3 protein-coding genes are annotated in these 3,536 nt (G+C 51.7%); all 3 read left to right on the top strand.

Translation table 11 applies throughout. The features are described 5' to 3' along the window. The first annotated feature begins 180 nt into the window (after positions 1 to 180). The 3 genes from nusG to RMSM_RS24550 all read left to right on the top strand — a co-directional run bounded on the left by nusG (position 181) and on the right by RMSM_RS24550 (position 3,363). On the top strand, positions 181 to 738 hold the full coding sequence (gene nusG / locus RMSM_RS24560) for a transcription termination/antitermination protein NusG (protein ID WP_008702915.1): 558 nt from the start codon (positions 181 to 183) through the stop codon (positions 736 to 738). Next, complete coding sequence (locus RMSM_RS24555) at positions 735 to 1,763, top strand: GDP-mannose 4,6-dehydratase (protein WP_008702914.1); 1,029 nt, start codon at positions 735 to 737, stop codon at positions 1,761 to 1,763. The genes nusG and RMSM_RS24555 overlap by 4 nt, the downstream gene beginning before the upstream one ends. Before the next feature lie 208 nt (positions 1,764 to 1,971). Beyond that, positions 1,972 to 3,363: a UDP-glucose 6-dehydrogenase gene (locus tag RMSM_RS24550; RefSeq protein ID WP_008702913.1), complete on the top strand. Its 1,392-nt coding sequence runs from the start codon at positions 1,972 to 1,974 to the stop codon at positions 3,361 to 3,363. The last annotated feature ends 173 nt before the right edge of the window (positions 3,364 to 3,536 follow it).

Below are 3,536 nucleotides of genomic sequence, written 5' to 3'. Positions count from 1 at the left end.
AAACACCGCTGCTGCTGCGAAAAGTTAGGGTTGAGTTTTCGAACCTGCGGTTGCCGCTGGCCCCAAGATGGATCATCTTGCATGTCTGTCTCATATTTCCCATGCTGGTTGTGGCCAACGTTGATTGATTGCGAAGGCGGAAAGCATATTTCCTGCCGATTCCTCCTTACTTAGCCATCGATGCCGATCTTACCTGAAGAACCCGATTGTTTTCCCGAGGATCTGCTAAGCCACCCGTCCGCAGAATCCATGTATTGGTGGTTGATGTACACCAAATCGCGTCAAGAAAAGCAATTGATGCGGCATCTGCAAAAGCATGAAGTTTGGCACTACGGGCCGCTTATTCCTCAGCGTAAACGGTCTCCCGCCGGTCGCATGCGAACCTCATATGTTCCGCTGTTTAGCAATTACATATTTGTGTGTGGTGAGAACGACGAAGCTCGCTATCAAGCCATCTGCAGCGGGTGCGTTCAGAAAGCAACTGAAATCACCGAGGTTGACGATCTCGTCGCGGATTTGAGACAGATCAACAGTCTGATCGACCTCGGCGTTCCCATGACGATCGAAAGTCGTCTCGAGCCGGGACAAAACGTACGCATTCGCAGCGGTTCGTTTGCCGGTTACGAAGGAACGATCCTACGTCGCGAACAGGAAACGCGGCTTCTCGTCTGTGTTCGCTTTATGGAGCAGGGTGTCAGCGTCAAACTCGAGGATTGCCAATTGGAGTTGATAGGATGAAGTCAGCACTGATCACGGGGATCACCGGTCAAGACGGCTCCTACTTAACCGAGTGGCTACTCGAGCAGGGATATACCGTTCACGGTTTGGTGCGACGCAGCAGCACCACCCAGCGGACTCGATTGGACCATCTCTTTCATGATCCATCGATTTACAATCAACGTCTATTTTTGCATTACGCGGATCTCGACGATACGACCACGATTCGTCGAATCTTAATACGCACGGCGCCGGACGAAGTCTATCACCTCGCAGGCCAAAGTCACGTCGGCGCCAGTTTCGAGATCCCCGAGACGACGTGCCAATTCACAGCTATGGGGACATTGAAACTGTTGGAGATCCTGCGTGATCTTGATAAACGTCCCCGCTTTGCGCATATCAGCAGTAGCGAAATCTTTGGGCGACCGCTGGAGTCTCCGCAAAATGAAATGACAGCCATGCGGCCTGTGACACCCTACGGCGTCGCCAAAGCCTTTGCTACGCAAATGGTGACACTGTACCGCGAGTCGTTTGGTTTGTTTGCTTGTAATGCTATTTGCTACAACCACGAATCACCACGACGCGGTGAGTCGTTTGTCACACGAAAAATCACGCGTGCCGCCGCAGCGATCTCGATGGGCTTGCAAGATGAATTGGTCCTCGGTTCCCTCGATACCGTGCGGGATTGGGGTTACGCTCCCGACTATGTCCAAGGCATGTGGCTAATGCTACAGCAGGAAACATCCGATGACTTCATCCTTGCGACGGGCACTCACAACACTGTCGAAGACTTTTTAGCAGCCGCGTTCGATGCAGTCGACCTGGATTGGCGACCGTACGTGCGTCAAGACAAAGCGTTTATGCGTCCCTCGGAAGTCCAACGACTAATTGGGGACCCATCCAAGGCGTTCCGACAATTAAACTGGAAGGCCAACGTCACACTTCCACAACTTGCCAAGGAAATGGTCGAGCACGATCGAGAGCAACTGCTGACGAAAAACAAGTCATTTCTTACGGAGACGACTCCGGGCAACCCCAGTGCATAAAAGACGTTCGGTGCTCATAACACACTTAGGCCCAGGTTTTACGAATGGGACATTCACCCGCCCGCAATCGTCTACCACACCAACACAGTCACAACGCGTATCGCTAAACTAACGACCGCCGATGCTTCCGCGTTCCCCCCTCGTTCTTTGACCGATTCCCTCTGCTTTTACCACTCAACTCACCCCCTCACACGCTCGTTAAAGTCCTATGAAGATTTGTTGCATTGGCGCTGGTTACGTCGGCGGTCCAACGATGGCGATGATCGCCAAACAGTGTCCTGAAATTTCGGTTCATGTCGTCGATTTGAACCAAAGCCGTATCGACGCATGGAACTCGGATGAGTTGCCTGTCTACGAACCAGGGCTCTACGAAGTCGTTCGCGAAGCCCGCGGCCGCAATCTGACGTTTTCCACCAATGTCGATCAAGCGATTGCCGAAGCCGACATGATCTTTATCGCGGTCAACACGCCGACAAAACATTTCGGCATGGGGGCAGGTCGCGCCGCGAACCTCGAATTCATTGAAAAATGCGCCCGCCAAATTGCCAAGGTTTCTGAAGGGCACAAAATCGTTGTCGAGAAATCGACGCTTCCTGTACGTACCGCCGAAGCAGTCAAACGCATCCTTTCGTCGTCCAGTAACGGTGCGACGTTTGACGTTTTGAGCAATCCCGAGTTCCTCGCCGAAGGAACCGCCATCGAAGACTTACTCGACCCTGACCGCGTGCTGATTGGTGGTGAATCCCAAGCCGCGGTGAAAGCCTTGGCGGACGTGTACGGACAATGGGTGGCTCGCGAAAAAATCTTGACAACAAATCTATGGAGCAGCGAGCTATCCAAGTTGACCGCCAACGCCTTCTTGGCTCAACGTGTGTCCAGCATCAATGCGATCTCGGCGTTGTGCGAGGAAACCGAAGCGGATATTGACGAAGTCTCTAGAGCGATTGGTACCGACTCGCGAATTGGACCCAAATTTCTGAAAGCGTCCGTGGGCTTCGGAGGCAGCTGTTTTCAGAAGGACATCTTGAATCTTGTCTATCTGTGCGAACATTTCGGGCTTCGCGAAGTTGCCGATTATTGGGAACAAGTCGTGATCATGAACGACTACCAAAAACGCCGCTTTGCCGAACGCATCTGCCGCACGATGTTTAACACCGTTAGCGACAAGAAAATTGCCATCTGGGGATTTGCGTTTAAGAAAGACACCAACGATACGCGTGAAAGCGCCGCAATCTACGTTTGTCGCGATTTACTTCGCGAACGTGCTCGTTTGGTCATTTATGATCCCAAAGTGTCGAAAGAGACAATCGTTTCCGAGCTGTTGACAGCACTCAGTGACTTGTCGGGAACCATCTCGGAAACCGACCGCGAACTTGTCCAATCCAATGTGACGGTCGTCAACGACGCGTACGACGCTGCAAATAATGCACATGCAATCGCCGTACTAACCGAATGGGATGAATTCCGCGAACTCGATTACGAGCGAATCTATGACACGATGCAAAAACCCGCGTTTGTCTATGATGGACGAAATATCTTGGATCGACAAAAGCTGACGAAGATTGGATTCGAAATCTTTGCGATCGGCAAAAGCAACTAACTGTGTCGGGACGCCTTTGGTTCAAAGACGCAGATGCATGAACGAATCGATACGAATTGTCCAGCGATCCCTCACTCAGCATACCCTGATGTTGCAATAAGGCATGATATTAATCCTCGGCAGCAGTGGTTACATCGGCAACGAATTTGCGAAGTTGTTTGATCAGCAAGGAA

It is taken from the genome of Rhodopirellula maiorica SM1 (assembly GCF_000346295.1).
In the GTDB taxonomy this organism is placed as follows: Bacteria; Planctomycetota; Planctomycetia; order Pirellulales; family Pirellulaceae; genus Novipirellula; species Novipirellula maiorica.
The sequence above is the reverse complement of the archived record's forward strand: the minus strand, read 5'-3'. Positions and strand labels throughout refer to the sequence as shown.

Coding starts and splice junctions, on each gene's coding strand:
- nusG (WP_008702915.1), top strand. CDS start 181: ATGCCGATCTTACCTGAAGAACCCGATTGTTTTCCCGAGGATCTGCTA.
- RMSM_RS24555 (WP_008702914.1), top strand. CDS start 735: ATGAAGTCAGCACTGATCACGGGGATCACCGGTCAAGACGGCTCCTAC.
- RMSM_RS24550 (WP_008702913.1), top strand. CDS start 1,972: ATGAAGATTTGTTGCATTGGCGCTGGTTACGTCGGCGGTCCAACGATG.